The sequence below is a fragment of the Enterobacter cloacae complex sp. 394F7 genome, assembly GCF_057320385.1.
Window position 1 is genome coordinate 227,827 of record NZ_JBXWCS010000006.1, and the last position, 23,840, is coordinate 251,666.

Consider the following 23,840-nt stretch of genomic DNA (forward strand, 5'->3'; position numbering starts at 1 on the left):
CTAACCCTCTCCCCAAGGGGGCGAGGGAATGGTTTGCTCCCTCTCCCTTTCAGGGAGAGGGCCGGGGTGAGGGTAGTAGCATTTGCAGGGTTTCCCGTATTTGTTCTAATACCGCCTCTTCGTTGTTCCAGAGTTCGTTATTCCAGAATCGAATGACATGCCAGCCTTTCCCTCAGCTGGCAGAACGGGATGCAAAATCCTGAATCAGCCTTCAGATTCTTCGGCGAGGAACAGCTCAAGAAGGGAGTTTAAGAACAGTTTGCCGTGCTCGGTGATCTGCCAGTATTCCTCACATTCCGTGAGATACCCCTGTGCCAGCGCCTCGTCAATTTGTGGGCGAATCACGGTTTCCGGCAACCCGGTATAAAGGGCAAACTCTTTACGCGGCGCGGCTTCCAGCAGGCGGAAGCGGTTCATAAAGAACTCAAACGGCTTATCCACCGCCTCGACATCGTGCTGCCGTTCGAGATAACGACCTTCCATATACCCGCGCGGATGGCGAGTTTTTGCGGTACGCAGGATACGCCCGTCAGGGAACGTCACTTTACCGTGCGCGCCGCAGCCAATGCCCAGATAGTCGCCAAAGCGCCAGTAGTTCAGGTTGTGCTGGCACTGGTAGCCCGGCTTCGCATAGGCCGACGTTTCGTACTGCTGATAGCCTGCGGCGGTCAACAGTTGATGGCCCTGCTCAAAGATATCCCACAGCGCATCGTCATCCGGCAGCACCGGCGGACGAGAGCCAAACAGCGTATTGGGCTCGATGGTCAGCTGATACCACGAAAGATGCGGCGGGTTCAGGGCAATCGCCTGACGCAAATCGTCCAGCGCCTCTTCCAGCGACTGATCCGGCAGGCCGTGCATCAGGTCGAGGTTAAAACTGCGCAGACCCAGCCCAGTAGCCAGCGTTGCCGCCCGCTTCGCCTCTTCCGGGCCGTGAATACGCCCCAGTCGTTTTAACTTCGGCTCGCTAAAGCTCTGCACGCCGATGGAAATCCGGTTCACGCCCGCCCGCTGATACTCGACAAAACGGTCGGCCTCAACGGTCCCGGGGTTGGCTTCCATCGTAATTTCAGCATCCGCTGCCAGATTCAGGCGCGCACGCACGCCGTCCAGCAGCGTCTGCATCGCCGGGCCTGACAGCAGGCTCGGCGTACCGCCACCAATAAAAATGGTCTTCACTTCACGTCCCTGTGCGTAAGGTACATCGGCATCCAGGTCGGCCAGCAGATGCGCAACGTAATCATCGTGCGGCACTTCACCTTTCAGCGCATGCGAGTTGAAATCGCAGTACGGGCATTTCTGCACGCACCAGGGGATATGAATATAAAGACTCAGAGGCGGCAAATTAGCCATTACGCAGGGCTTCCAGTAACAGTTTCAGGGCGCGTCCTCGGTGGGAAATCGCGCTTTTCTCTTCGCGGGTCAGTTCCGCAGCGGTTTTGCCCTCAGTCGGGACAAAGAAAATCGGATCGTAGCCAAAGCCGCCGTTACCGGTGGCTTCACGGGTAATCACCCCCGGCCAGCTGCCGTGGCAGACGACAGGCGTGGGGTCTTCAGCGTGACGCATATAAACCAGCACGCAGTGGAACTGCGCGGTACGCTGTTCGTCTGGCACATCCTTCAGGGCGACAAGCAGCTTTTCCAGATTCTGCTGGTCGGTGGCGTCCACGCCTGAATAGCGGGCAGAGTAAATGCCCGGAGCACCGCCCAGAAAATCAACCGCCAGACCGGAATCATCGGCAATCGCGGGCAGGCCGGTGACCTGTGCGGCATGGCGTGCTTTCAGGATCGCGTTTTCGATAAACGTCAGGCCGGTCTCTTCGGCGGACTCCACGCCAAGCTCGGTCTGCGCCACCACATCCAGCCCAAAATCATTTAATAGCGAGGCCAGCTCGCGCACTTTACCGGCGTTGCCGGTAGCGAGAACAACTTTCTGCATCGTTTTATCCTGTTAAATCAGAGCCGCGACTTCCGTCGGGATGGATTGCGGATTAAGGATTTTTACCTGTTTATGCCGCCCAAGTTCACCCTTTTCTATGATGACCTGGCTTTTAGCAACGCGAAACTGTTTTGCCAGATATTTGGTCAGATGCGCATTTGCCTGGCCATCTACCGGTGGGGCGGTGATGGCGACTTTTAACTCGTCGCCATGCAGTCCAACAATATTGTCACGGCTGGCTTTCGGCTGAATATACAGCCGTAAAACCAGCCCATCAGCGCAGGTGCTTACTGCACTCATAGCGCCATCCACAGCCCCGGCAGCAGCATATCGCCCGTGGACTGTAACAGCTCGGCAATGCCCATATTAACGACATACAGCAGCAGAACCAGGATCATCGGGGAAAAGTCGATGCCGCCCATTGACGGGAGCAGGTTGCGGATAGGGCGCAGCAGCGGTTCCGCCAGCTGAATCAATGCATATTCCACCGGGCTACGGCCCTGGCTGACCCAACTCATGATGGCCATGACCAGCAGCACCCAGAAGATCAGCAGACCGATGGTTTTAATCAGGATCAGGACGGCAGCAATCCAGATGATCGGCTGGAAGGTGATGACCATAAACAGCACAATCGCTTTGATAACGCTCAGAATAAACGCTACCAGCAGCGATGCGCTGTCAATGGGGCCCATCGCCGGAATAATACGGCGCAGCGGCCCCACAACAGGTTGGGTGATTTTCACGACAAACTGCGAGAACGGGTTGTAAAAATCACAGCGGGCCCACTGCATCCAGACGCGCAGCAAAAGCGCCATCGTATACAGCTCAATGACCGTTGAGAGCAGGAAAGTCAACGTCTTCATGGCGTTCCTCAGGTTTCCTTATTATTGGGTGTAGTCGCGCGCACCGAAAATTGCCGTGCCGATGCGCACCATAGTGCTGCCTGCCGCGATGGCGGCTTCCATATCATCCGACATGCCCAGAGAAAGCGTGTCTACCGTTTCATAGCGCGCTTTAAGCGCCTCAAATGCTACAGCCATTTGCTGTGCCACGGCAAACTGCCTTTCATAACTTGACTCAGGCGCCGGGATTGCCATCAAACCGCGCAGGGTTAAGCGCGGCAGCGCGGCCACTTCAGCCGCCAGCGCATCCAGCTCGCTCAGCGCAATGCCGGACTTGCTGTTTTCATCACTGATGTTGATTTGAATCAGCACGTTAAGCGCGGGCATCTCCGCCGGGCGCTGATCGTTCAGACGTGTGGCAATGCGCAGACGGTCGATGGTATGGCACCAGTCAAAGTGCTCTGCCACCAGACGGCTTTTATTCGACTGCAGTGGGCCAATAAAGTGCCATTGCAGGCCGGTATTACCCTGCTCCTGGAAGTAGCGAATTTTATCCACGCCTTCCTGCACGTAGTTTTCACCAAATGCACGCTGGCCTGCATCAATCGCTTCTGCGATGGCGCTCGCAGGCTTGGTTTTGCTCACTGCAAGTAACGTAATTTCTTCTGAAGCACGGCCGCAACGTGTTTCTGCGGCTGAGATTTTGTCCCGGACCTGTGCCAGGTTATGCGCAATGTTGTTCATTTTCCGAGGAGTAATGTATGGATGTGGAAGAAATTGTGGCCCTTAGTGTAAAGCATAATGTCTCCGATCTACACCTGTGCAGTGATTCGCCACCGCGCTGGCGCAGAGTAGGCCGCCTTGAACCGGCTCCCTTTCCCTCTCCCGATGTGGATGCGTTACTGAAAACGCGGCTCAACGATGAGCAGCAGGGGGCATGGTGGGCAAGCGGGCAGGTGGATTTTGCCGTGACCCTTACGGGAAACCAGCGTCTGCGCGCAAGCGCCTTTAAACAGATGAAGGGCAACTCCATCACGCTACGCCTGTTGCCCCGGGCCTGTCCGCAGCTCTCCGCCCTGGGTGTTCCCCGGGCTATCCCGGAACTCTTATCCCACGACAGTGGGCTGATACTGGTGACGGGGGCAACCGGCAGCGGCAAATCTACCACCCTTGCGGCAATGGTGGATTTTCTTAATCACCAGACGGATGGGCATATTCTGACGCTGGAAGATCCGGTGGAGTTTGTCTATCAGAGCGAACGTTGCCTGATTCAGCAGCGGGAGATAGGCCTGCACAGTCCCTCATTTGCCGAGGCGCTGCGCGCTGCGTTGCGTGAAGATCCGGATGTCATCCTGCTGGGAGAACTGCGCGACAGCGAAACGATCCGCCTGGCGCTGACGGCCGCTGAAACCGGGCATCTGGTGCTGGCGACGCTGCACACGCGCGGTGCCTCTCAGGCGATTGAACGGCTGGTCGATACGTTCCCGGCGCAGGAGAAAGACCCGGTGCGTAATCAGCTGGCCGGCAGCCTGCGGGCGGTGCTGGCGCAAAGACTGCTTCCCGACCTGCAGGGTGGTCGCGTCGCGCTGTATGAACTGCTGGTGAATACGCCAGCGGCAGCGAACCTTATCCGCGAAGGTAAAACGTGGCAGTTGCCCGGGATTATTCAAACCGGTCAGCAGGCGGGGATGCAGAACTTTGACCAGAGCCTGGCAGAGCGACGGGCGCAGGGGCGGTTGTAGGCCCCGGCGCTCAGTAACCCTGTTCGAAATAGCTTTCGAGGATAATGACGGCAGAAGCCGAATCGACGCTGCCTTTGTTGAGTGCGCGGAAACCCCCGTGCTCAAACAGGCCGGCACGCGCTTCGACGGTACTCAATCGTTCGTCGTGGAGTTTCACGGAAACGCCAAAGCGACCGTGGATTTTATTGGCAAACTTACGCGCGCGGGCGGTAAGCGGCTGTTCAGTGCCATCCATGTTCAGCGGCAGACCGACAATCACATCGTCTGGCTGCCACTCTTTGAGCAGACGCTCAATGAGGTTCCAGTCCGGTGTGCCGTCGTTCGCCTTAAGGGCCGTGAGCGGGCGAGCGGTGCCGGTGATACGCTGGCCGACGGCGACGCCAATGCTTTTCGTGCCAAAGTCGAAGGCCAGAAGTGTTCCGCTCATTACGCGTGCCCCGCTACGCCTGGCATGGTCAGAATATCAATGCCAATCAGTTTCGCCGCATCACGCCAGCGATCGGCGATAGGGGTTTTAAACAGGATATTCATATCCGCAGGTGCGGTGAGCCAGGCGTTATCCAGGATCTCCTGTTCAAGCTGACCCTTCTCCCAGGAGGCGTAACCCAGTGCCACCAGCACTTCGGAAGGCTGCTCTGCGGTGCCCAGCGTTTCCAGCACATCGCGGGAGGTGGTGATCACCGTGTTGTCAGAGATACGAATACTGGAAGAGAAAATGGGCGGCGTATGCAGGATAAACCCGCGATCCTCTGCAAGGGGGCCACCCAGCATTACCGGTTTATCAAGACGGATTTCCGGCAGGCGCGCTTCAGCTGTAATTTTCAGCTTTTCCAGAATCCCTTCAACCTGCAGGTTTTCCAGCGGTTTGTTGATGATAATGCCCATCGCGCCGTCTTCATTGTATTCACAAATATAAACCACGGAGCGGCGGAAAATCGGGTCCTGGAGAGCAGGCATGGCAATAAGAAAGTGATGCTGTAAATTCATTGTCAGAGGTACTGTTTCCTGGTTTAAAAAGCGACAGCCCCAGTATGCGGACAAACCGGGGTGCTGTCACTAATAGTATTGGTAAGTTATTTCTGGAGCCGTTTTTCGATGGCGTCCATCAGCATTCCGGTGATCGAGACCGGGAATTCCGCTTCAATTTCACGAATGCAGGTCGGGCTGGTAACGTTCACTTCGGTCAGACGATCGCCAATGATATCCAGGCCAACAAAGATCAGGCCTTTGGCTTTCAGCGTTGGGCCGACGCGGCGGGCAATTTCCCAGTCGCTTTCGGTTAACGGACGCGGTTCGCCACGGCCACCGGCCGCCAGATTGCCACGGGTTTCGCCCCCCTGCGGGATACGTGCCAGGCAGTAAGGCACGGGTTCGCCATCCACGATCAGGACGCGTTTATCGCCATCTTTAATCGCGGGCAGATAGTTCTGTGCCATGCAGTAACGCGTACCCAGTTCGGTCAGCGTTTCGGCAATCACGCCGATATTCGGGTCGCCTTCTTTTACGCGGAAAATAGACGCACCGCCCATGCCGTCCAGCGGCTTCATGATGATATCACCGTGCTTCTGCCAGAATGCCTTAAGCTGTGTTTTGCTGCGGGTCACCAGCGTTTCCGGCGTCAGATCGGAGAACCAGGCGGTGTAGAGCTTTTCGTTGCAGTCGCGCAGGCTCTGCGGCTTATTGACGATAAGCGTCCCTTTTTCTTCTGCGCGCTCAAGGATATAGGTGCAGTAGATGTATTCGGTGTCGAACGGAGGATCTTTACGCATCAGGATGACATTGAGATCGGCGAGCGCAATATCCTGCTCGCTGCCGAATTCGTACCATTTGTCGTAATCTTGCTCGACGTTAACGATGCGGGTGCGTGCGCGGGCTTCACCGTTGATCAGATAAAGATCGTTCATCTCCATATAGTGGAGCTCATAGCCGCGACGCTGCGCTTCCAGCAGCATAGCGAAGCTGGAATCTTTTTTGATGTTAATGTTTGCGATGGGGTCCATCACGATGCCGAGCTTGATCATGTTCTTCTCCGTTAATGGGTCAACCCAGATCGCCAAACCGCACCTGTAGCGCGGTGATGGCTGTGAGTGCCGTTGTCTCAGTGCGCAGAACGCGAGGTCCCAACAGAATATCAGTAAACTGGTAACGCGCCGTCATGGCAATTTCATCTGCCGACAGGCCGCCTTCCGGGCCAATCAGCAGGCGTACACGCTCAACGGGCAGCGGCAACGTATTGATGCTGGCGCTGGCGCGCGGATGGAGATTAAGCTTGAGCCCGCTCTCCTCTTCTGCACACCAGTCTTCCAGGTCCATCGCCGGGCGGATCTCCGGAATACGGTTGCGGCCACTCTGTTCACAGGCAGCAATGGCAATTTTCTGCCACTGCTGGATCTTCTTGTTCAGACGTTCCGCATCCAGTTTAACGCCGCAGCGCTCAGAAAAAAGTGGCGTAATGAGGCTTACACCCAGTTCAATGGATTTCTGAATGGTGAACTCCATCTTTTCCCCGCGCGACATCACCTGGCCCAGATGAATGTGCAGCGGCGATTCACGGTCATCGATTTCGCCGCGCAGCACATTGACGTGCACGCTTTTTTTATCCGCCCGCGTAATTTCCGCGTCGAAAACCTGGTTGGAGCCGTCAAACAGCTGAATCGCCTGGCCTGCCCCCATGCGCAGCACGCGGCCAACGTGGTTGGCAGCATCGTCAGACAGGGCGATTTCGCGGCCAGCGGTAATCAGTTCAGGGTGATAGATGCGAGGAATACGCATAGTCAAAAATTCCATGTGTCATGCTGTGTAAGCGAATTGCCGCTAGTGTAGGTTAGCTCTTTTGCGCCTGGCAAGCCCGCTGGACGTAAGGGTTATGATTCCCCTGGACCCTGGCGATGCGTTCGTCGCGCTGACATTCCCACTCGGTGACCGGGTATTGTTTATTCCAGGCGTTAAACAGTTGGGTTTGCTGGCGGGAAAGGTTGAGGTTGTAACGATCGCGCATATAGAAGTACGTGCGGGCAATGCTGCCGCGTGCCCGGGCGGGTGGCTCAGCGACTTTCTCTTTAAAATCAACCTTCATACCGCACTGGCCGTACTGACCTTCGCCACCGTTCCACTGGCTGTACATAAAGTTGCCGCGATCGCCATTGACTTCGCCAACCGCCGGCTGCAGGTTGTGCATATCGCTTTCCATCTGACGATAGACCGGATCTTTGGCGCAGTTTTTACGTCCGCCATCCTGCCAGCACTGGCGCTGGTGACCAAACTGCCATGCCGGAACCACATGCTCCCACTCGATGCGGCTGGCGCGGTTTTCGTTTTTACGCACCTTATAGCCGCAGGATTCAAGGTCAACGATCCCTTTTTTACCCTGCCAGTTAATTTTGCAGCCACAGTAGAAATCGCCCGGCACGTCAGCGTTGACCTTCACGCCTGCCGCTTTGGCCTGGGAGAAACTGTTGATACCGTCGGCCAGAGCCTGGCCGGAGAGGGCCGTTGTCAAAAAGGCAACCGCGAGAGAGAAATTACGGGACATCTTACACTCCGTGTCAAAACGAGCCCGCAACGTAGCGAAAGTTGTTCCGGTATGCAATCAGCCAGATCAGGAAAGTTCCTGAAAGTTCAGTTGGTTATTCTGCGACCAGTGGCTCGCCGCACTTCACGCAGCGGTAGGTTGCCTCGCCGCGTACCACACGATTATGGCGACGAACGGTGAGCTGATGCTGTTGGCACTGGCAGCGGTAGGGGAAGGTATTACGGCGTACCGATTCCAGTTCAAACTGATGAGTCCGGCGTGCCGGAACGCCGAGCACCGCCTCCATCATCCATTTCCACTCTTTGCCGTGCGGAGCCACGCGGCCGAAGTGTTTCCATACCAGAAGGTGTGCCAGTTCGTGCGGTACCACCTCCTCGATAAACGCCTGCTGGTTTTCCATCATCAGAACCGGGTTCAGGCGGATCTCATAGGATTCCAGCCAGGCGGTACCCGCCGCGGTTCCTCGCTGCTGGTAGACGAGTTTCGGTTCCGGATAATTACGGCCGAGCTTCAGGTTGGCCTGGGCGAGTTTTTCCCGCAGGCTGCGCATAACGGCTTGCTGAATGGCGATGGGGAGACGGGGTGCTTTCATAGGGGCAGAGCATAAAGCGCGAAGCGGGGAGGCGCAAGAGGCGCCTCCCGCAAGAGGATTAGTCGTGTGCGCCGATTTCGCGCAGCGGACGACCTTTCATCAGGTTACGTTCAATGTGTTCCAGTGAAACGTGTTTGGTTTCAGGAACCAGCCAGACGGTGAGAACAATAAAGAACAGGTTCAGACCGGCGTAGACCCAGAAGGTGTTCGCATTACCCAGCGTGTTGAGCATGGTGAGGAACGTGGCACCGACGATCATGTTGGCAATCCAGTTGGTCGCAGTAGAGCAGGTGATACCGAAATCACGCCCTTTCAGCGGCTGGATTTCAGAGCACAGAACCCAAATCAGCGGACCGGCACTCATTGCAAACCCGACGATAAACATCAGCAGCATACCTACCGCCAGGTACTGCGCGGTTGGAGAGTGAATGCCCATGTGCATCATGGTACCGAGAATCCCCATACCGGCGGCCATCACCAGGAAGCCCAGAGTCAGCGTTGGCTTACGTCCCCAGCGGTCGACCAGACCGATGGCGATGAAAGTCGCCAGCACGTTGGTCAGCCCCACGATCACGGTGCCCCACATCTGCTCGGTGGTATTGGTATAACCCGCCAGTTCAAAGATTTTTGGCGCGTAATACATGATGACGTTCATCCCGGTGAACTGCTGCATTACCTGTAACAGCACGCCAAGGAATACCGCGCGGCGGAAGTTGCTGTTCTCTTTGAACAGCGCCCAGCCAGACTGTTTCACCTTCAGGCTTTCGCGGATCTCTTCCAGCTCGTTCTTCGCCTCTGCGCTGGTATCTCGCAGGCGCAAAAGTACCCGTTCAGCATCGTGGAAGCGGCGTTTGGCGGCAAACCAGCGCGGGCTGTCCGGCAGGAAGAAGACGCCAATCAGCAGCAGAACGGCAGGAATGATGATCACGCCCAGCATCCAGCGCCATGCGCCGCTGTAGCTGAACGCGGTATCGGACAGATAAGCACCCAAAATACCGATGGTGATCATCAGCTGGTACATCGAAATCATACTGCCGCGGATTTTCTCCGGCGCGATTTCTGACAGGTAAAGCGGCGCGGTATAAGACGCCACGCCCACGGCCAGCCCCAACAGCACGCGGGAAAGAATAAGCACTTCAACGTTAGGAGCGGCGGCAGAGAAGAGGGAACCGGCGACGAAGAGGATCGCGCCAATCATCAGGCTCTTTTTACGTCCCAGTTTGAAAGAGAGCCAGCCGCTGCCGACGGCACCAACGGCCGCGCCAAACATCATGGAGCTGACCACCCATTCCTGGGTGTGTGCGTTAATCTGGAATTCGTCTGCGATGAAGGGAAGAGCGCCGGCAATCACGCCGATATCCAGACCAAAGAGTAATCCTGCCAGGGCGGCAAGGAAGCAGACGAAGAAAGTCATCGCCTTGTTGGACGTACGCCCCTGTTTATTATTGTCAGGCATTATGCCCTCCAGTTGGGTTATCAGTTTTATCGATGTTAAGGGTAGGTGAGCGACCCGTAAAAATATGTGAGACAAATCACAATGGTGTAATCGGTTACACTAAGCTGCAACCGTAAAAATAATTAAAGCTTTGAAAATATAGAGGTAAATTAATTGATGTGCATCGCGTTTGTGTGAATTTCAGACTTAACTGAAAGGAAATGTAACAGCAGAAGAAAGGCGATCATGCAAAGAGAATATTCTGAAAGCGGGGTTTAGAAAGTGAGGTGTAAGCGGTTCCAAACATTGCCGCCACCCGCCATAAAAAAGGCCAGCACAAAGGCTGGCCTGTTTAAGCAGCGGGTAGTGGATTACTTCAGACCGGCAGCTTCACGCAGCAGAGCGGCTTTGTCGGTTTTTTCCCATGGGAAATGTTCGCGACCAAAGTGACCGTATGCAGCGGTTTCTTTGTAGATTGGGTGCAGCAGATCCAGCATCTGAATCAGGCCGTATGGACGCAGGTCGAAGAACTCGCGCACCAGCAGGGTCAGCTGTTCTGAAGGCACTTTTTCAGTACCGAAGGTTTCAACCATGATGGAGGTTGGCTCTGCCACGCCGATGGCGTAGGAAACCTGGATCTCACAGCGGTCAGCCAGGCCTGCAGCAACGATGTTTTTCGCCACATAGCGTGCAGCGTAAGCAGCAGAACGGTCCACTTTTGATGGATCTTTACCGGAGAATGCACCGCCACCGTGACGCGCCATGCCGCCGTAGGTATCAACGATGATTTTACGACCGGTCAGACCGCAGTCACCCATTGGGCCGCCAATCACAAAGCGTCCGGTTGGGTTGATGAAGTATTTGGTTGCGCTGCTCAGCCATTCGGTTGGCAGAACAGGCTTGATGATCTCTTCCATCACTGCTTCCTGCAGGGATTTCTGATCGATATCTTCGGCATGCTGGGTAGACAAAACTACCGCGTCAATGCCGACGATTTTGCCGTCGTCGTACTGGAAGGTCACCTGGCTTTTTGCATCCGGGCGCAGCCATGGCAGGGTGCCGTTTTTACGCACTTCAGCCTGGCGCTGCACCAGACGGTGCGCGTAAGTCACCGGTGCTGGCATCAGCACGTCGGTTTCGTTGGTTGCATAGCCGAACATCAGACCCTGGTCGCCCGCGCCCTGTTCCAGCGGATCGGCACGGTCAACGCCCTGGTTGATGTCTGGAGACTGTTTACCAATTGCGCTCAGAACCGCGCAGGAATTGGCATCAAAGCCCATATCAGAATGTACATAACCGATCTCACGTACCGTGTTACGGGTGATCTCTTCGATATCAACCCATGCGCTGGTGGTGATCTCACCGCCAACCAGAACCATGCCGGTTTTGACATAGGTTTCACACGCTACGCGCGCTTTCGGATCCTGAGTCAGGATCGCATCCAGCACCGCATCGGAGATTTGGTCAGCAATTTTATCAGGATGTCCTTCTGATACGGACTCGGACGTAAACAGGTGTTTTGCCATGTTTTATTTCACCTAAGAGGAATTTGGTTAGCTCAAGCTGCTGTGTGGAATAGCCAAAGGAGATAATTCTACCAAGGCCGCAGGTTTTTTGACACTGGCAGTATGAGTGTTAATCAGTATAGATGGATTAACATCTGGATGGCTATTTTAGGTCACTTCTTCGCCCGATTTCCAGTTTTTTTTGACAACGCTCTCACTGAGTTGAATTCATTACTGGAAATTTTTCCTGACGCTCCTGGCAACCCGCGTATTTATCTTTTGCTTTTTACCCCTGTTCTCGGTATAAAACGCGGCGCGCGGCTCATACCAAAAAAGCGCTCGATGAACTCATCGTGTCGCCACTTCCAGCCGGGTTAAGCAGTGAACTTTTAGCTTTGGCTTGTGGTCCGTTTCAGCAGAGGCGGCCGTGGAGGTGATACGAGATAATGAACCATCGTTTTCCGCTAATTCAGCGCAGCCGTTCTGGCGCGCATTTGATTCCCGCAACCCGCATTTCTAGTCTGCAAACCTGCCGATGTTATACCCATCTCGGCGCTTCTCAGGATTCCAGAGCCGGTCACGCTTTGTGAAAACTGAACAAGGGCGCTCTTGTTAATACAAGAGTTTTCTCGTGGTTTCGCCGAACCTTGTCATACAGAGTTCGGATACGTGTTTTACAATGATATGAATAAGAAACCGGTCGCACGGTCTGGATTTCAGCATACTCTGCTGGGAAACGGAGCCGTTTATGGGTTGTTATCGCCGTATAACGCTGCGATAGTAGTCAACTGTTTTACACTTAATACAAAGAGTTGAGGTTCGCTATGTCTGACGACATGTCTTCTTTTTCGCCTTCGTCAGCGGGCGAACAGGGTGTACTACGTTCCATGCAGGAGGTTGCGATGAGCTCCCAGGAAGCCAGCAAGATGCTGCGCACTTACAATATTGCCTGGTGGGGCAATAACTACTACGACGTTAACGAGCTGGGTCACATCAGCGTCTGCCCGGACCCGGACGTCCCTGAAGCGCGCGTGGATCTCGCCAAACTGGTGAAAGCACGTGAGGCGCAGGGCCAGCGTTTGCCTGCACTGTTCTGCTTCCCGCAGATCCTGCAACACCGTCTGCGTTCTATTAACGCCGCGTTCAAGCGTGCGCGTGAATCTTACGGTTACAAAGGCGACTACTTCCTGGTTTACCCCATCAAGGTGAACCAGCACCGCCGCGTCATTGAATCCCTGATCCACTCCGGCGAACCGCTGGGTCTGGAAGCGGGTTCAAAAGCAGAGCTGATGGCCGTACTGGCGCATGCGGGCATGACCCGTTCAGTGATCGTCTGTAACGGCTATAAAGACCGTGAATACATTCGTCTGGCGCTGATTGGCGAGAAGATGGGCCATAAGGTCTATCTGGTTATCGAGAAGATGACAGAAATCGCCATCGTACTGGAAGAAGCCGAGCGCCTGAACGTGGTGCCACGTCTTGGCGTGCGTGCGCGTCTGGCCTCGCAGGGTTCCGGTAAATGGCAGTCCTCCGGCGGCGAAAAATCTAAATTCGGTCTGGCGGCAAACCAGGTACTGCAGCTGGTGGAAATTCTGCGCGAGCGCGGTCGTCTGGACAGCATTCAGCTGCTGCACTTCCACCTCGGTTCGCAGATGGCCAACATTCGTGATATCGCCACCGGCGTGCGTGAGTCAGCGCGTTTCTACGTTGAGCTGCACAAGCTCGGCGTCAATATTCAGTGCTTTGACGTGGGTGGCGGCCTGGGCGTGGACTATGAAGGTACCCGCTCGCAGTCCGACTGCTCCGTGAACTACGGCCTGAACGAATACGCGAACAACATTATCTGGGCGATTGGCGATGCCTGTGAAGAGCACGGCCTGCCGCACCCGACGGTGATCACCGAGTCTGGCCGCGCGGTGACCGCGCACCATACGGTGCTGGTCTCTAACATCATCGGCGTTGAGCGCAGCGAAATCACCGAAGCGACGCCTCCGCAAGACGATGCCCCGCGTTCGCTGCAAAGCATGTGGGAAACCTGGCAGGAGATGCATGAGCCAGGCACGCGCCGTTCACTGCGCGAATGGCTGCACGACAGCCAGATGGACCTGCATGATATTCACGTCGGCTACTCTTCAGGCACCTTTAGCCTGCAGGAGCGCGCGTGGGCCGAACAGCTTTATCTGAACATGTGCCATGAAGTGCAGAAACAGCTGGACCCGAGCAACCGTGCGCACCGTCCGATTATCGACGAATTGCAGGAACGTATGGCGGACAAGATTTACGTCAACTTCTCGCTGTTCCAGTCGATGCCGGATGCCTGGGGTATCGATCAGCTGTTCCCGGTTCTGCCGCTGGAAGGGCTGAATCACGCCCCGGAACGTCGTGCGGTGCTGCTGGACATCACCTGTGACTCCGACGGTGCCATCGACCACTATGTTGACGGCGACGGTATCGCAACGACCATGCCAATGCCGGAATACGACCCGGAGAACCCGCCAATGCTGGGCTTCTTTATGGTCGGCGCGTATCAGGAGATCCTTGGCAACATGCATAACCTGTTCGGTGATACCGAAGCGGTTGACGTGTTTGTCTTCCCTGACGGCAGCGTGGAAGTGGAGTTGTCTGACGAAGGTGACACCGTGGCGGACATGCTGGAATACGTGCAGCTGGATCCGAAAACCCTGCTGACGCAATTCCGCGATCAGGTGAAAAACACCGGTCTGGATGACGCGCTGCAGCAGCAGTTCCTGGAAGAGTTTGAAGCGGGTCTGTACGGGTACACGTACCTGGAAGACGAGTAGGTTGACCTCCCTCTCCCTGTGGGAGAGGGGCGGGGTGAGGGGCAAAGGCCGCACAATGCCCTATACTCACTTGAACCCGTATGAATTAACGGCGATAATTCGCCCCAATAAGCGATTTACGAATCAATCCCTTCCTCGTCGGGTTTAACGACGCGGAGGGGATTTTTTTTCATCTGTTTTTAACGCATCGACTTTAAAAGAGGTCAGGACATGAGCACTTTAGGTCATCAGTACGACAACTCTCTGGTATCTAACGCGTTTGGTTTTTTACGCCTTCCGATGAACTTCCAGCCGTACGACAGCGATGCTGACTGGGTGATCACCGGCGTGCCGTTTGATATGGCCACATCAGGCCGTGCGGGCGGTCGTCACGGCCCGGCGGCGATCCGTCAGGTTTCCACGAACCTGGCCTGGGAGCATAACCGCTTCCCGTGGAACTTCGACATGCGCGAACGCCTGAACGTGGTGGACTGCGGTGACCTGGTGTACGCCTTCGGTGACGCGCGTGAAATGAGCGAAAAGCTGCAGGCCCACGCCGAGAAGCTGCTGGCTGCCGGTAAGCGCATGCTCTCCTTCGGTGGCGACCACTTCGTGACCCTGCCGCTGCTGCGCGCCCACGCGAAGCACTTCGGTAAAATGGCGCTGGTGCACTTCGATGCGCATACCGACACCTACGCGAACGGCTGCGAGTTCGACCACGGCACCATGTTCTACACCGCGCCGAATGAAGGTCTGATCGATCCTAACCACTCCGTGCAGATCGGTATCCGTACCGAGTTTGACAAAGACAACGGCTTCACCGTGCTGGACGCCTGCCAGGTGAACGATCGCGGCGTGGATGACATCATCGCGCAGGTTAAGCAGATCGTCGGTGATATGCCGGTGTACCTGACCTTCGACATCGACTGTCTGGATCCGGCGTTTGCGCCGGGCACCGGTACGCCGGTGATCGGCGGGCTGACCTCAGACCGCGCCATCAAACTGGTGCGCGGCCTGAAGGATCTGAACATTGTCGGGATGGATGTGGTGGAAGTGGCGCCTGCCTATGACCAGTCCGAGATCACCGCGCTGGCCGCGGCGACCCTGGCACTGGAAATGCTCTATATCCAGGCTGCGAAAAAAGGCGAATAAGCCTTACGCGCTGATTGCTGCTGCGCGACGCATGCGCAGCAGCAACATTCCCCCCGCCAGCAGAGTGATAATCTGCGACACCACCAGCACGGAAAAGCCAGAGCTGACCGACCCCACCGATCTCATCACCATCCCCATCAGCAGCGGAATAAAGGCGGCACAAATATTGCCGATCCCATTAATGATGCCGTACGCGCTCCCCACCGCCTCCCGCGCGGCGTGATGTTGGATCACCGCCGGAATGGTCGCGCCCTGAAGTCCCCAGAAGACGTTAGCCGACAGCATAAACAGCGCCAGCCAGGCAGGCTGATGGCTGAGCATCAGCGCGATCACGGATAACGCCGTCAGCGCCCCGCCCGCGACAAACAGCAGCGGTGCCTGTTCTGGCCGCATTTTATCGAGCAGTACCCCGCCAAGGAATTTTGAGCCCAGGCTCAACAGGAAGGGGATGGCCGCGAGCATGCCCGTGGCGTGCAGTGAGAAGTGATGTTCGTCGCGTAGCCACGCCGGGAGCCAGGCGCTGCTCCCCCAGAGATAACTCAGCGTGGCGATTTCAACCAGCAGGATCCAGCCCAACAGCGGGGTTTGCCAGGCAAGCGTCACTGTCTCTGCGAGCCCCCGTTTGTGCATTTTTACCGTACTGCGCGGTGCCGGCAGGAAACGCCAGATGAGGCCGCCGCCAAGGAGCAGGTTGATTGCCGCCAGCGCATAAAACGATCCGGCCCAGCCCAGATGGGCCATCAGCCAGGTCACCAGCGGAAAGCCCACGGCCAGCCCGAGCGAGACGCCCAGTGCGGTCACGGCGTTGGGTTTGCCAACCTGTTCCGCACGAAAGTTATCGCTGATAAAGCGGGTTTTCAGTGAAAAGAGCGGTCCCTCAGCGATCCCCAGAATCACACGGGCGATGAGCATTCCCATTAGCGATCCGAGTAAGGGAGAAATGGCGCAGACCAGAGCCCAAATCGCAATGCTGCTTAATAATCCATGTCGATAATGCAGTTTGCTTTCGATAACCGGTGTTAATAATAAAGCCGATAATCCATAACCCAGAAGAAAGCAGGTCATTAACATTCCTTGTAACATTCTGTTTTCATTTAACTGAAAATGTTCGGCAAATTCCGGGTTTAAAATCATCACCGAGATATTTACCCGGTCAATGTAGGAAATAATAATGAGAAATAACAGTGCAATTGTGCCTTGCCATCTTGCCGTCATATTGCCCGCCTTATGCGTTCTCGCATTTATATTTTTATCAATGTGATTGTCACGGATGTAAAATGGTTCACCAGTGAAACTTGTTGTTTTTAAAGATGTATTTTTAAATGTGTTTCACAGGTGAAACACGGTGCTTTTTCAGTTGTTTATTTTTAAGGAAGAAAAAGAAAAGAAGTCAATATTTTTTATTTGCGCTTTGAGTTCATCACTAAAACGTATTCATTCACGCCTTAATAATGAAAATTTCATATCGCTGCATTTTTTCGTGATCCCTTGCACACTTAGCTTATTAATTGTCGTCTGATTAACAAATTCGTCACATTGACGCTTGACGAAACATTCATCGCTTTTATATTGACCGTATTAAATAAGAAACAGAGTTTCATATATGAAACAAAAGCCTGGAGGATCGTGATGAGCTGGATAGGCGTATGTGACGCAGAACAAGTACAGGAAGATTTCCCTTTTAGCGGCAACGTTGAAGGTAAAGAGATCGGCGTTTATTTAATCGACGGCGAATATTACGCGCTGGAAGACGTATGCCCGCACGCCTATGCGCTGCTGAGTCAGGGCTTTGTCGAGGACGGCAAAGTGGAATGCCCGCTGCACGAGGCGGTGTTCGACGTCAAAACCGGCCAGTGCCTGCACGGCCCCGGCGGCCGAAACCTCAACCGCTACCCGGTTCGGGTATTTGAAAACCAAATCCAGATTACTTTTGTCGAGGAGACCGTGGCATGAGCGACATCCTGAACTTCAACCCGGCGCTGCCCGAAAGCCGCCAGTTTACGCCCCCGGCAGAGGGCGGGAACGGCGCCATTCATAAACCGGGTGAGTATCAGAACCTGATCTGGCAGACCCGCAGCCGGGTGCCGGAAAACTGGGAAATGAGCCTTATCGCCACGCTGGAAGATCTCTTTGAGCAGGGCGTTGAAACCTTGCCGGAGCTGGTCAACGGGCTGAACGCGGTGCGCATGCATGACCAGCAGGGCGAGCCGTGGAGCGACGCCAGCTTCCAGGCATTCTTACAGGTTAACGGCTACTGAGGACGACGCGATGACAACTACCGTACAAAACTATCTCGATAAAGGTCTGCGTGGCCTCTGGTATCCGGTGCTGGCGAGCTGGGAAGTGCAGTCTGCGCCCGTGGGCATTACTCGTCTGGGCGAACAGATTGTGGTCTGGCGCAATAAAGATGGTCAGGTGCAGGCGCTGGAAGACCGCTGTCCGCACCGCGGTGCGCGTCTGTCGATGGGCTGGAACCTTGGCGACCGCATCGCCTGCTGGTATCACGGCGTGGAAGTGGCGGGAAACGGTGAAGTGAAAGACGTGCCCGCCGTGGACAAATGTCCGCTGGTCGGCCAGCAGTGCGTGCGCAGCTATCAGGTGCAGGAGGCGCACGGTGCCATCTTCCTGTGGTTTGGCGTCACCGCCGATCAGCAGCCGGACGAGCTGACCTTCCCGGATGAACTCGCCGACACGGAACATTTCAGCAACTTCCTCTGCACCGCAGCCTGGAAATGTAACTACCAGTACGCGCTGGAAAACGTGATGGATCCAATGCACGGTACGTATCTCCACTCCTCCTCGCACTCGATGGCGGAAGGGGATCGCAAGGCCGACATGGTCCTGCAGCCGACGAAGACCGGTTTTATCTTCGAGAAAAAAGGGCAGAGCGGCGTCAACTTCGACTGGGTGGAGCTGGGCAATAGTGGCACCTGCTGGATGCGACTCTCCATTCCCTATAAGAAGCGTTTCGGACCGGGTGGCCACTTCTTCATCGTTGGCATGGTGGTGCCGGAAGATAACGACAACTGCCGCGTCTTCTTCTGGCGTATCCGCCGCGTACAGGGCTGGCAGCGCGATATGTGGCGATTCATGTACCGTAACCGCCTGGAAAAACTGCACTGGGAGGTGCTGGAGCAGGACCGCGTGGTGCTGGAAAGCCTGGCGCCAAACGCCCGCGACCATGAATACCTGTACCAGCACGATGTCGGCCTCTCGCGCCTGCGCCGCATGATGCAAAAGGCCGCTAAAGAGCAACTGGCGATGCGTGAAGCGCAGCAGGGAGCGGCCTGATGAATGCGCTGCTGAGCGGAAAACGCATTGTGGTGACCGGCGCCGCGCGCGGGCTGGGCTATCACTTCGCCAGCGCCTGCGCGGAGCAGGGCGCCGCGGTGGTGATGTGCGACATTCTTGAAGGCGAGCTGGCCGAAAGCGCACACGCTCTGCGGGCACAGGGTTTTACGATCGAATCGCACGTTATCGATCTCGCCGATCCGGCCTCCATTGAGCAGGTGTTCAATGCGATTGGCGAGCAGGGGCAGATTGACGGGCTGGTAAATAACGCGGCGATGGCGACCGGCGTGGGCGGCAAAAATATGCTCGATTACGACCCGGATCTGTGGGACCGGGTGATGCGCGTCAACGTCAAAGGCACCTGGCTGGTGACGCGCGCCGCCGTGCCGCTGCTGCGCGATGGCGCAGGGATCGTGAACGTGGCGTCCGACACAGCACTTTGGGGCGCGCCGCGCCTGATGGCCTACGTCGCCAGCAAAGGGGCCGTGATTGCCATGACCCGCTCAATGGCGCGCGAGCTTGGTGAAAAGCGTATTCGAATCAACGCCATCGCGCCGGGGCTGACCCGCGTCGAGGCAACGGAATATGTTCCCGCCGAACGACACCAACTCTACGAAAACGGCCGGGCGTTAACGGGGGCACAGCAGCCGGAAGATGTCACCGGCAGCGTGGTCTGGCTGTTAAGCGATCTGTCGCGGTTTATCACCGGGCAACTGATCCCGGTCAACGGCGGTTTTGTCTTTAACTAAGGTAGGGCGATGATGGCAAACGATCAGGAAGTGAAGTATCTGGTACCGGGGCTGGAGCGTGGCCTGCAGCTGCTGTTGGCCTTTGGCGAGCAGCATCGCGAACTGACCTTTGCCGAGCTGCACCGGCTGGTGGATATGCCGAAGGCCACCGCCTACCGCGTGGTGCAGACCCTGGAGTATATGGGCTTTCTGGAGCGCAACACCCGTACTAATACCTTCTCGCTCGGCATGAACGTGCTGCGTCTGGGCTTTGAGTACATCGCCTCGCTGGATGTGGCGCAGGTGGGTCAGCCGGTGATTGAACAACTGCGCGACGTGAGCCAGTGCAGCAGCCATCTGGCGATCCGCGACGGGCGCGACATCATCTACATCGCCCGCGTCAGCGCCGCCGGGTCACGCATCAACCAGGTCAGCATTGGTACCCGTTTGCCGGTGCACTGCACCTCGCTTGGCCGCATGCTGTTGACCGATATTTCCCGCGCCGATTTCGAACAGCTGTTCCCGCACGAGCGCCTGCCGGGCAACACACCGGGTCAGCTTCACGATCGTGAAGCCCTGTGGCAGATGGTGCAGCAGGACAAAGCCCGGGGGTACGTGATCGGTGAATCCTTCTTCCGCCACGGTATCTCCTCCATCGTTTATCCGGTGTTTGACCGAAGCCATCGCGTGGCGGCGGTAGTGAGCATTCTGGTGCCGTCGGAAGAGATCCCACAAGCCGACCGCGAGCGACTGCAAAACGAGGTTCGTCTGGCGGCGGACAAAATTTCTGGCTTCTTAGGGTATTTATCACAGGCCAGTTAAATCAGTGAGTTAAGGTCAGGCGCTTTGCTGCGTCGGGCATGTTTTACGCCCAATTTGGGCCAGATGAGGCAACGAACGATGAGTGTAACCGGAATTGAAAAGCTGGAATTTGGCGTTGAAGACCTGACGCACTGCGCCAAATTTATGCGTGATTTTGGCCTGACGGGCGATGCCAGTGGCCAGCGTTTTACCACCCTGAGCGGCGCGCGCGTGGAACTAAACCCGATCGACAGCCCCGACCTGCCCCCGGCGTTTGAAGCGGGCAACACCCTGCGCCGCATGACATGGGCGGTTGCCGCACAGTCAGATCTGGATGCGCTGCGTCCGAAGCTTGCGCAGCAGCCCGGCTTTCGCGAAGTGGATGACGCCCTGGAGTGTCTTGACCCGAACGGCATGACGCTGCGTGTGCAGGTCAGCCAGCAGACTGAGGTGGAACTGAATGTTGAGCCGATCAACCAGTGGGGCGACGCTCGCCGTATCGACACCCCCAGCCCGGTTTACGATCGCGCCCAGCCCATTAACGTGGGGCACGTGGTGTTCTTCGTGGAGGAGCTTGCGGCGGTGGAGACATTTTACCGCGAGGTGCTCGGCTTCCAGGTCTCTGACCGCTACATCAACCGCGCCGTGTTTCTGCGCTGCGGCGTGCGCGGGGGTCATCACAACCTGTTCCTGCTGCAGCTGCCGAACCGCAAGCGCGGCCTGAACCACGTGGCCTTTACCGTGCGCGATATTCACGAAGTGATCGGCGGCGGGATTGCGATGAACAAAAACGCCTGGAGCACGTTTATCGGACCCGGCCGCCATCCAGTGTCGTCAGCCTACTTCTGGTACGTCAACAGCCCGACCGGCGGGGCGTTCGAGTATTACACCAATGACGACTACCTGACGGAAAACTGGCAGCCGCGCGAGCTGGAGCATTCGCTGGTCTCCTTTACCGAGTGGGCGGTGGAAGGCGGGATCGATCACGACACGCGCCGCCAGCAGAAAAAACCGGAGGCGGTATGACGTCGCGCATTGTCATTATTGGTGGCGGTCAGGCGGGAGGCTGGGCGGCGAAAACCCTGCGTGACGAAGGCTTTGACGGTGAGATCTGCGTGGTGGCGGAAGAGGCGTGGGATTTCTATGAACGTCCGCCGCTGTCGAAGGCGGCTCTGCTGGAGACGGACGCGACGCTTCCGCGACTCTTTACTGAAGAGGCTCAGCAGGCGCTGAATCTGACCTGGTACCGTCCGCTGCGCGCGGAGCAGATTGACCGCAATGCGAAAACGGTGCGTTTGAGCAACGGCGAACATCTTAGTTACAACATACTTTTAATTGCCACCGGAGGGCGGGCGCGCTTGCCGGGCGAGGCATGGTCTGTGCATCCGCAGGTCTACACCCTGCGCCACTGGCAGGACGCGCAGCGCCTGAAACGTCGGCTGGCGGAAAGTCAAAAGCTGGCGATTGTGGGCGGCGGCTGGATAGGCCTGGAGATTGCCGCTTCTGCGCGCAAAAGCGGCGTCGCGGTCACCCTGTTCGAGCAGCAGCCTGCGCTGTGCATGCGCTCGGTGAGCGGCGAGGTATCGCAGCGCTTAGAGACCATTCACCGTGAGCAGGGCGTGGAGATCCGAACCGGTTGCGGCGCGCTGGAGCTGGAGGACGATAACGGCCTGCCGGTCATTCACTGTGATGGCAAACGTGAAACCTTTGATGCGGTGGTGGTAGGGATCGGCGTCGATCTCAATCTGGAACTGGCGCGCGACGCGGGGCTGCAAACCGAACGCGGGATCGTGGTGGATGCGCAGGGCCGCACGTCGGATCCGTCCATCTTCGCTGCCGGGGATGTGGCACAGCATCATCATTACGGCCTGTGTATTCAGTCCTGGGCCTTCGCCCAGAATCAGGCGGTGGCGGCGGCAAAAGCGATGCTTAACCCCGATGCCGCAGGCTATGAGGACGCGCCGTGGCTATGGTCGGATCAATACCAGCACAACATTCAGATCCTCGGCATTCCGCAGCCGGGCAGCCGCACCATAGTGCGTGAAGACGCGCTGTACTTCTCGCTGGACGAAAACGGGCGCCTGACACAACTGGTGGCATTCAACGATGCGCGCACCGTCAAGCTGGCGAAGCGCTGGATGGCGGCCGGGCGGGATTTATCAGATGTGCCGCTCGCCGACCCGACTTTTTCACTGATGTCATTGCGATAGCTAACCCGCACCCGTAGGGGGAGACATGACCACATTAGACACTAACACCGCGCCCGTTGAGGCGAGCGGTGAGGGGACCCGCACGCCTGAAAAAGCGGTGCGCTGGGCCATCCCGCTGTCGCTGCTGGCCTGCGTGCTGCTGGCGTTTTTCGACAAAATCAGCATTGCCGCGCTGTTTTCTGATGGCCATTTCCAGCAGGCGATGGGCATCGATTTTGACACCACGCGCCTCGGCATTCTGATGAGCGCCTTCCTGTTGAGCTACGGCTTTTCATCGGTCTTTCTCAGTGGGCTGGGGGACAAAATCGCCCCGCTGCGCCTGCTCACCGGGATGATGGTGGTGTGGTGCGTGCTGATGGTGGCAATGGGCTTTACCCATAACTACACGCTGATGATCGTGCTGCGCATTCTGCTGGGCGTGGCGGAGGGGCCGCTGTTCCCGCTGGCCTTCGCCATTGTGCGCCACAACTTCCCACAGCATTTGCAGGCGCGCGCCACCATGCTGTGGCTGCTGGGCACGCCGGTAGGGGCGGCGATTGGCTTCCCGCTCTCACTCTGGCTGCTGAACACCTTCGGCTGGCAGAGCACCTTCTTCGTGATGGCGATGCTGACCGTACCGGTGCTGATCTTCGTGCGCGTCGGTCTGCGCGGGATCCGTCTGGAGGCGAAAAGCGGTACGTCACAGACCTCCCGGGACGAACGGCGTGCTGCACGGCGCGAGCTGTTTGTCAGCCCGCACTTCTGGATTATCTGCATCTTTAACATCGCTTTCCTGACCTACCTGTGGGGCATTAACGGCTGGCTGCCGGGCTACCTGATCAAGGGGAAGGGCATTCATCTGGAGCATGCGGGCTGGCTGTCGTCGATGCCGTTCATCGCCATGCTGGCGGGGGAAGTGATTGGCGCATGGCTCTCTGACTGGGTCGATAAGCGCGCAGCGGCCTGCTTCATCTCCATGGCGGGGGCCGCTGTCGGGCTCACGGCCGTAATGCACCTCGATACCCCGCTGACCATCATTGCGGCGATGAGCTTCAGCACATTCATGTGGGGCACCGGGGCACCCAACATTTTCGCCCTGCTGGCAAAGGCCACCCATCCACGGGTGAGCGCCACGGCGGGCGGCATTTTCAACGGGCTGGGAAACTTTGCGGGCGCGCTGTCGCCAGCGGTGATGGGCGCGCTTATCGCCTTCACCCACAGCATGGATTCCGGGCTGATTTTTCTGGCGGTGATGGCGGCGGTGGGCTGCGTCCTGTTACTGCCGCTGCTGAGACGTTACTGAGGAGAGTGT

27 protein-coding genes and 1 pseudogene are annotated in these 23,840 nt (G+C 56.9%); 13 read left to right on the top strand and 15 right to left on the bottom strand.

Features of this window, described 5'->3' with window-relative positions; translation table 11 throughout:
- Positions 1 to 49 precede the first annotated feature (49 nt).
- The 6 genes and pseudogenes from AC2FAK_RS11525 to AC2FAK_RS11550 all read right to left on the bottom strand — a co-directional run.
- A pseudogene (locus AC2FAK_RS11525) lies at positions 50 to 169 on the bottom strand (DUF559 domain-containing protein); the annotation flags it as partial.
- Between the two features lie 35 nt (positions 170 to 204).
- The gene (gene hemW / locus AC2FAK_RS11530) at positions 205 to 1,353 is read right to left on the bottom strand and encodes a radical SAM family heme chaperone HemW (protein WP_058680987.1); all 1,149 of its coding nucleotides are present in this window, start codon (positions 1,351 to 1,353) and stop codon (positions 205 to 207) included.
- Positions 1,346 to 1,939: an XTP/dITP diphosphatase gene (locus tag AC2FAK_RS11535; RefSeq protein WP_058680986.1), complete on the bottom strand. Its 594-nt coding sequence runs from the start codon at positions 1,937 to 1,939 to the stop codon at positions 1,346 to 1,348. Before AC2FAK_RS11535 ends, hemW begins: the two co-directional genes overlap by 8 nt.
- 12 nt (positions 1,940 to 1,951) lie before the next feature.
- Positions 1,952 to 2,239: a DUF167 family protein YggU gene (gene yggU, locus AC2FAK_RS11540; protein WP_013098668.1), complete on the bottom strand. Its 288-nt coding sequence runs from the start codon at positions 2,237 to 2,239 to the stop codon at positions 1,952 to 1,954.
- Positions 2,236 to 2,802, bottom strand: a complete 567-nt coding sequence (locus AC2FAK_RS11545; RefSeq protein ID WP_013098667.1) for a YggT family protein — start codon at positions 2,800 to 2,802, stop codon at positions 2,236 to 2,238. The genes yggU and AC2FAK_RS11545 overlap by 4 nt, the downstream gene beginning before the upstream one ends.
- A 21-nt stretch (positions 2,803 to 2,823) precedes the next feature.
- Positions 2,824 to 3,525 (bottom strand): YggS family pyridoxal phosphate-dependent enzyme, encoded by a 702-nt coding sequence (locus AC2FAK_RS11550; RefSeq protein ID WP_095454930.1) that lies wholly within the window; start codon positions 3,523 to 3,525, stop codon positions 2,824 to 2,826.
- A 17-nt stretch (positions 3,526 to 3,542) separates the two neighbouring features.
- On the opposite strand from AC2FAK_RS11550, the gene AC2FAK_RS11555 reads away from it, so the two are divergent.
- On the top strand, positions 3,543 to 4,523 hold the full coding sequence (locus tag AC2FAK_RS11555; protein WP_095454931.1) for a type IV pilus twitching motility protein PilT: 981 nt from the start codon (positions 3,543 to 3,545) through the stop codon (positions 4,521 to 4,523).
- Between the two features lie 10 nt (positions 4,524 to 4,533).
- Here AC2FAK_RS11555 and ruvX read toward each other — a convergent pair whose 3' ends face one another.
- The 8 genes from ruvX to metK all read right to left on the bottom strand — a co-directional run bounded on the left by ruvX (position 4,534) and on the right by metK (position 11,608).
- Positions 4,534 to 4,950 carry a Holliday junction resolvase RuvX gene (gene ruvX / locus AC2FAK_RS11560; protein WP_006811925.1) on the bottom strand — a complete coding sequence of 139 codons (417 nt, stop codon included), beginning with the start codon at positions 4,948 to 4,950 and terminating at the stop codon, positions 4,534 to 4,536.
- Positions 4,950 to 5,510 carry a YqgE/AlgH family protein gene (locus AC2FAK_RS11565; protein WP_013098664.1) on the bottom strand — a complete coding sequence of 187 codons (561 nt, stop codon included), beginning with the start codon at positions 5,508 to 5,510 and terminating at the stop codon, positions 4,950 to 4,952. Before AC2FAK_RS11565 ends, ruvX begins: the two co-directional genes overlap by 1 nt.
- Positions 5,511 to 5,596: 86 nt before the next feature.
- Positions 5,597 to 6,544, bottom strand: coding sequence for a glutathione synthase (gshB, locus tag AC2FAK_RS11570; RefSeq protein ID WP_058680984.1), 948 nt, complete (start codon positions 6,542 to 6,544; stop codon positions 5,597 to 5,599).
- 19 nt (positions 6,545 to 6,563) lie between these two features.
- Positions 6,564 to 7,295 (bottom strand): 16S rRNA (uracil(1498)-N(3))-methyltransferase, encoded by a 732-nt coding sequence (rsmE, locus tag AC2FAK_RS11575; RefSeq protein ID WP_013098662.1) that lies wholly within the window; start codon positions 7,293 to 7,295, stop codon positions 6,564 to 6,566.
- A 52-nt stretch (positions 7,296 to 7,347) separates the two neighbouring features.
- Positions 7,348 to 8,055 carry a deoxyribonuclease I gene (gene endA, locus AC2FAK_RS11580; RefSeq protein ID WP_013098661.1) on the bottom strand — a complete coding sequence of 236 codons (708 nt, stop codon included), beginning with the start codon at positions 8,053 to 8,055 and terminating at the stop codon, positions 7,348 to 7,350.
- 94 nt (positions 8,056 to 8,149) lie between these two features.
- Entirely contained in the window at positions 8,150 to 8,647 is a 498-nt protein-coding gene (locus AC2FAK_RS11585; protein ID WP_003860035.1) for a SprT family zinc-dependent metalloprotease, read from the bottom strand.
- A 58-nt stretch (positions 8,648 to 8,705) separates the two neighbouring features.
- Complete coding sequence (galP, locus tag AC2FAK_RS11590; RefSeq protein ID WP_020687062.1) at positions 8,706 to 10,103, bottom strand: galactose/proton symporter; 1,398 nt, start codon at positions 10,101 to 10,103, stop codon at positions 8,706 to 8,708.
- Between the two features lie 350 nt (positions 10,104 to 10,453).
- A complete protein-coding gene (gene metK, locus AC2FAK_RS11595; RefSeq protein WP_013098658.1) occupies positions 10,454 to 11,608 on the bottom strand; it encodes a methionine adenosyltransferase in 1,155 nt (384 codons plus the stop codon).
- 425 nt (positions 11,609 to 12,033) lie between these two features.
- Here metK and AC2FAK_RS11600 point away from each other — a divergent pair, with 425 nt between their 5' ends.
- The 4 genes from AC2FAK_RS11600 (at position 12,034) to speB (ending at position 15,519) form a co-directional block, all read left to right on the top strand.
- Complete coding sequence (locus tag AC2FAK_RS11600) at positions 12,034 to 12,177, top strand: hypothetical protein (protein ID WP_418250466.1); 144 nt, start codon at positions 12,034 to 12,036, stop codon at positions 12,175 to 12,177.
- 94 nt (positions 12,178 to 12,271) lie between these two features.
- Positions 12,272 to 12,403, top strand: coding sequence for an acid stress response protein YqgB (gene yqgB / locus AC2FAK_RS11605; RefSeq protein WP_127312443.1), 132 nt, complete (start codon positions 12,272 to 12,274; stop codon positions 12,401 to 12,403).
- An 8-nt stretch (positions 12,404 to 12,411) separates the two neighbouring features.
- Positions 12,412 to 14,388 carry a biosynthetic arginine decarboxylase gene (gene speA / locus AC2FAK_RS11610; protein ID WP_014833212.1) on the top strand — a complete coding sequence of 659 codons (1,977 nt, stop codon included), beginning with the start codon at positions 12,412 to 12,414 and terminating at the stop codon, positions 14,386 to 14,388.
- Positions 14,389 to 14,598: 210 nt separating this feature from the next.
- Positions 14,599 to 15,519, top strand: coding sequence for an agmatinase (speB, locus tag AC2FAK_RS11615; RefSeq protein WP_002434404.1), 921 nt, complete (start codon positions 14,599 to 14,601; stop codon positions 15,517 to 15,519).
- A gap of 3 nt (positions 15,520 to 15,522) precedes the next feature.
- Here speB and AC2FAK_RS11620 read toward each other — a convergent pair whose 3' ends face one another.
- Positions 15,523 to 16,734, bottom strand: a complete 1,212-nt coding sequence (locus AC2FAK_RS11620) for an MFS transporter (protein WP_095454932.1) — start codon at positions 16,732 to 16,734, stop codon at positions 15,523 to 15,525.
- 414 nt (positions 16,735 to 17,148) lie between these two features.
- Here AC2FAK_RS11620 and AC2FAK_RS11625 point away from each other — a divergent pair, with 414 nt between their 5' ends.
- The 8 genes from AC2FAK_RS11625 to AC2FAK_RS11660 all read left to right on the top strand — a co-directional run bounded on the left by AC2FAK_RS11625 (position 17,149) and on the right by AC2FAK_RS11660 (position 23,831).
- Positions 17,149 to 17,472, top strand: a complete 324-nt coding sequence (locus tag AC2FAK_RS11625; protein WP_013098654.1) for a Rieske (2Fe-2S) protein — start codon at positions 17,149 to 17,151, stop codon at positions 17,470 to 17,472.
- Positions 17,469 to 17,777: a recombinase-like helix-turn-helix domain-containing protein gene (locus AC2FAK_RS11630; RefSeq protein ID WP_020687064.1), complete on the top strand. Its 309-nt coding sequence runs from the start codon at positions 17,469 to 17,471 to the stop codon at positions 17,775 to 17,777. The genes AC2FAK_RS11625 and AC2FAK_RS11630 overlap by 4 nt, the downstream gene beginning before the upstream one ends.
- 10 nt (positions 17,778 to 17,787) lie before the next feature.
- Entirely contained in the window at positions 17,788 to 18,810 is a 1,023-nt protein-coding gene (locus AC2FAK_RS11635; protein WP_013098652.1) for an aromatic ring-hydroxylating oxygenase subunit alpha, read from the top strand.
- A complete protein-coding gene (locus AC2FAK_RS11640) occupies positions 18,810 to 19,559 on the top strand; it encodes an SDR family oxidoreductase (protein WP_013098651.1) in 750 nt (249 codons plus the stop codon). The genes AC2FAK_RS11635 and AC2FAK_RS11640 overlap by 1 nt, the downstream gene beginning before the upstream one ends.
- A gap of 12 nt (positions 19,560 to 19,571) precedes the next feature.
- A complete protein-coding gene (locus AC2FAK_RS11645) occupies positions 19,572 to 20,360 on the top strand; it encodes an IclR family transcriptional regulator (protein ID WP_038983568.1) in 789 nt (262 codons plus the stop codon).
- Between the two features lie 78 nt (positions 20,361 to 20,438).
- Positions 20,439 to 21,365 (top strand): VOC family protein, encoded by a 927-nt coding sequence (locus AC2FAK_RS11650; RefSeq protein WP_095454933.1) that lies wholly within the window; start codon positions 20,439 to 20,441, stop codon positions 21,363 to 21,365.
- On the top strand, positions 21,362 to 22,549 hold the full coding sequence (locus AC2FAK_RS11655; protein ID WP_095454934.1) for an NAD(P)/FAD-dependent oxidoreductase: 1,188 nt from the start codon (positions 21,362 to 21,364) through the stop codon (positions 22,547 to 22,549). Before AC2FAK_RS11650 ends, AC2FAK_RS11655 begins: the two co-directional genes overlap by 4 nt.
- A 25-nt stretch (positions 22,550 to 22,574) precedes the next feature.
- On the top strand, positions 22,575 to 23,831 hold the full coding sequence (locus AC2FAK_RS11660; RefSeq protein WP_095454935.1) for an MFS transporter: 1,257 nt from the start codon (positions 22,575 to 22,577) through the stop codon (positions 23,829 to 23,831).
- Positions 23,832 to 23,840 lie beyond the last annotated feature (9 nt).